This is a genomic window from Pinirhizobacter sp., from assembly GCF_035317885.1.
Taxonomy (GTDB): domain Bacteria; phylum Pseudomonadota; class Gammaproteobacteria; order Xanthomonadales; family Rhodanobacteraceae; genus Pinirhizobacter.
Window position 1 is genome coordinate 1 of the sequence record NZ_DATHFX010000048.1, and the last position, 4093, is coordinate 4093.

Consider the following 4093-nt stretch of genomic DNA (forward strand, 5'->3'; position numbering starts at 1 on the left):
TTACCGAACCGCCCGATGTCGCCGCCGCGCGGCGCGACCTGCAAAAACAGCACGACGCCCTCGACGCACAAGTGAAGTTGGCCCGGGACACCGCCACGCAATCGACGCAGCTGGCCACCCAGTTGGTGAACATCAAGCGCCAGCAGTTCCAGTCACAGCTGGCCAGCCGCTCGGCCTCTCCCCTGACCCGGGAATTCTGGACGGGGGCTGCCGACACCTTCACCCGCGACCGCGCCTTGCTGCGCCAGCTGTGCAGCGACATCAGCGACGACATGCACACGCTGATGACGCCCCCCAACCGTACGCCCTTCATCGGCTTCGCCCTGGCGGGCCTGTTGCTGGTGACGGTGGCGCGCTGGCTTATCGAGCGCACGGTATTCCGCCTCACCACCAACCGCGTGCCGGCCGGCAAGCTGCGCCGTTCGTCGATGGCGCTGGGCATCTCGCTGGTGGCAACGCTCACCACCGGTTTCGGTGCGCTGCTGTTCTCGCTGGGCATGACCTGGCACAAGGCCATTTCCGACGACGTCACCGCGTTGGCGCATCACTTCGTCACGGTGATGTTCTACATGGCCTTCATCGCCGGCATATCCCGCGCCCTGCTTTCGCGCAAGCGCCCGTCGTGGCGGCTGCCCCACCTGTCGGACGAACTGGTTGAGAAGGTCTGGTACCTGCCGCGGCTGATCGCGGTAGCTGGCTTCATCATGATCTTCGGCTATCGCGTGAACACCACGATCGGCGTGAGCGTGGATGCCACGGCGATGCTCAATTGTTTCAGTGCGCTTTTTATCAGCGGCCTGATCGGCTTCGGGCTGGTGCAGCTGGCGCGTGCCCACCGGGTACCCGTGGATGGCGGCGAGCTTCCACCACCGCGGCCGGTGTGGGCAAACCTGTTGATCATGGCAGCGTCCATTGCCGTGGTGATTACCTGGATCGCCGCGCTGCTGGGTTATGTGAGCCTTGCGGTGACCATTGCCGTGCAGATGGTCTGGATCGGCATGGTGGGCTCGGGTGTCTTCCTGCTGATGCACCTGGCCGACGACCTCTTCGATACGTTGCTTTCATCCAATAGCCGCCTGGGGCAGCGCGCGGTGCACGCGCTGGGTATCGAACCGAACAAGCTCGACCAGCTGTCCGTGCTGGCGGCCGGCATCGCCCGCGTGGTGCTGTTCCTGGCGGGCCTGTCGGTGTCCACGCAGCTCTTCGGCACAGGCCCCAGCGACATCGTGGCCTTCACCAGCCGGTTTACCCATGACATCGCGCTGGGCAACGAGCTGAAGATCAAGCCCGGCAACATCATCGATGCGATCTTCGCCTTCATTGTCGGCATGATCGTGGTGCGGGTATTGAAGCGCTGGATGGAAGACAAGCTGCTTCCCCAGACGTCGATCGATGCAGGCATGCGCAGCTCCATCACCACTTTGCTGGGCTACCTGGGCGGCGTTGTCGTGTTCGCCATGGCCATGCTCACGCTGGGCCTGTCGGTTGCCAATGTAACCTGGGTGGCCAGCGCGCTGTCGGTGGGTATCGGTTTCGGCCTGCAGGCGATCGTCTCGAACTTCATCTCCGGATTGATCCTGCTGGTGGAGCGCCCAGTGAAGGTGGGCGACTGGGTGGTACTGGACGATGCCGAGGGCGACATCCGCCGCATCAACGTGCGCGCCACGGAGATCCGCGTGGCCGATCAATCCACGGTGATCGTGCCCAACTCGTTCCTGATCACCAAGACCGTACGCAACATGACCCTGGCCAACCCGCAGGGCCGCGTGCTGATCAAGCTGCCGATGCCGCTGGATACCGACGCCGGCAAGGCGCGGGAGTTGATGCTTACCGCCATGCGCGAGCACCCATCGGTTCTGGAAACCCCGGCGGCGTCAGTCACGCTTGACAGCGTCGACCATACGGCAATGACCTTCGTCGCTACCTGTTTCGTCGACGGACCACGCGCGGCCGGCGGGGTGAAGAGTGATCTGCTGTTCGAGATCCTGAAGCGACTGCGCGACGCGGCGATACCGTTGATCCGTCCGCAGGACATGGTGATTCGCGGAGGTGCCGTGCCGGATGCCGCTGGCGAAAGCACGCCATGACGATAAATTACGGAAAGTTCCTACGCGGATTCCAGACAGTTACGATTTCTGACGACACTGATCGATGACAAAATCCAGATACCCACGATCATCGAAGCGAGGCAACCGCGTGCTTTCCTGCCATGCCCAAACCTGCCTACCCGACATCCCCTCCACGGCCAAACTTTCGCCGGATGAAGAAAGGCGACGCGACGTCCTTCGTGCCGAGATACAGAAGGGGATAGATTCCGTGGAGGCCGGCCATGTGGTGAGGTTCACATCCGCCGAAGACATGCAGGTGTACCTCGATCGTTTAATCGCTGATGCGTTGGCACTTGCAAAGGCAGAGCGATTACCCGAATAGACCATCATTCCCATGTCGACATGGACCGTCGACCTAGCGAAAGACGCATCGGACGACGTAAATAAAATCACTCGATGGACGTTCCATCAGTTCGGTCAGCTCAGGTCTCACGCATACACTCAAGCTCTCTCGCAGGTGCTTAAGGATCTTGTCGCAGGACCTTTGCACCCCGGGGTTCAGCGGCTTGATATCGGATCAGGGTTGTTCTCGATCCATATGGCAAGACATCATCGCCGAGCGCGGCATATGATCATTTTTCGCGTCGCCAGCGATGAAAATCGCTCAATTGAGGTCCTTCGCATACTTCACGACGCGATGAATATCAAGAATCACCTCATATTGAGTTAGTCACTCACTTGACTGGTGTAAGCCGTAGATCCTGGAAGTCGAAACTGAAATCGGTCAGCGACGACGCCGGTTCCATCCGCACTTCTCGGATGTTGCCGTCCACGCCAAGATTGAAGGTGACGAACGCATCGCCATTGAGCGAACGGTCATCCCATTTCACCAGGAACGTGTCGTGCGACCAGGGCTCCATGACGCCTGTGAGCTGGGCGGTCTTGCTGAAGGTCATGCGCAACTTGCCGCCCTGCTCCGCTACCCGGACATCGCCGTACCAGGGATCGCGATAGGTGCCGGCGTACTTCGCCAGCGGCAGCGACGGCTTCGATGCCTTGTCCCGCGCTGCCACGTGTTTGTTCCAGCCTTCGTCGGCATTGCCTTCGGTCTTCTTGACGCCCGCGTTGTAGGCAGCGGTCCAGTCCTTCTTCGGCGCATCCATGTAGGCGTCCAGTGCGCGCATGGTCACGGCCTGGAAGGCGGCGCCGCTTTCGGCGTTGGTCAGCACCACCACGCCGAGCTTCATGTCAGGCACCAGGGTCACGCGCGATACCTGGCCGGGCCAGCCACCGGTATGCCAGACAAGCTTGTGGCCACGATAGTCGGAAACGAACCACCCCTCGCCGTACCCCGAGAAATTCGGCTTGGCCGCGGCAAGCTCCGGCACCGCCGGATCGTTCACCGGGATCGGCGTGAGCAGCGACCACATCTCCTTTTGGCGCTCGGCACTGAACAGGCGTTTTTCCTTGCCCTGCGCGTCCTTGCCGATCACGCCGCCATCGAGCTGCACGCGCATCCAGATGGCAAGGTCGTGCACGGAGGAATAGATGCCGCCGGCACCCGGATTGTTGTCCCAGGCCATCGGTTCGACCGGCTTCAATTCCTTGAAGTTGAACTTGGCATGTCCCACGGCCACGTCGTCGTCGCCCTTCAGTGAATGATAATTGGGCCGGGTTTCGGTCATCCCCAGGGGCTGGAAGATGCGGGAACTGACGAAGTCGGACCAGGACTGTCCGGACACCTGCTCGATCACCAGGCCCGCCACGGCGAAGAGGATGTTGTCGTAGGCATAGGCGCCGCGGAAGCTGTTGGTGATCGGCACGTAGCGCAGGCGCTCGGCCACGTCCTTCGTGCTGTAACTGGTGGCGGGCCAGTACAACAGGTCGCCTGCGCCAAGGCTCAGGCCGCTGCGATGCGCCAGCAGGTCGCGGATGCGCATCTCACGCGTCACGTAGGGGTCGGACATCTGGAACCACGGCAGGCGGTCCACCACGCGGTCGTTCATGTCGATCTTTTTCTCATCGGCAAGGATCGACAGCGCCGC

Annotated in this window: 3 protein-coding genes; 2 read left to right on the plus strand and 1 reads right to left on the minus strand. The window is 61.7% G+C overall.

All coding sequences use genetic code 11. The features are described from left to right. Together VK519_RS01440 and VK519_RS17790 are read left to right on the plus strand one after the other, a co-directional pair. A partial coding sequence (locus VK519_RS01440; RefSeq protein ID WP_324346957.1) for a DUF3772 domain-containing protein occupies nt 1-2087 on the plus strand: 2087 nt, incomplete at its 5' end. Between the two features lie 355 nt (nt 2088-2442). Then, nucleotides 2443-2778: a type II toxin-antitoxin system RelE/ParE family toxin gene (locus tag VK519_RS17790; protein ID WP_414692670.1), complete on the plus strand. Its 336-nt coding sequence runs from the start codon at nt 2443-2445 to the stop codon at nt 2776-2778. A gap of 4 nt (nt 2779-2782) precedes the next feature. On the opposite strand, the gene VK519_RS01445 is transcribed toward VK519_RS17790, so the two are convergent. Next, on the minus strand, nt 2783-4093 hold a 1311-nt coding region (locus VK519_RS01445; RefSeq protein WP_324346959.1), incomplete at its 5' end, for a serine hydrolase.

Bases quoted from the DNA above. Each gene is read 5' to 3' on its own strand.
- VK519_RS17790 (WP_414692670.1), top strand. From the start codon at position 2,443: ATGTCGACATGGACCGTCGACCTAGCGAAAGACGCATCGGACGACGTA.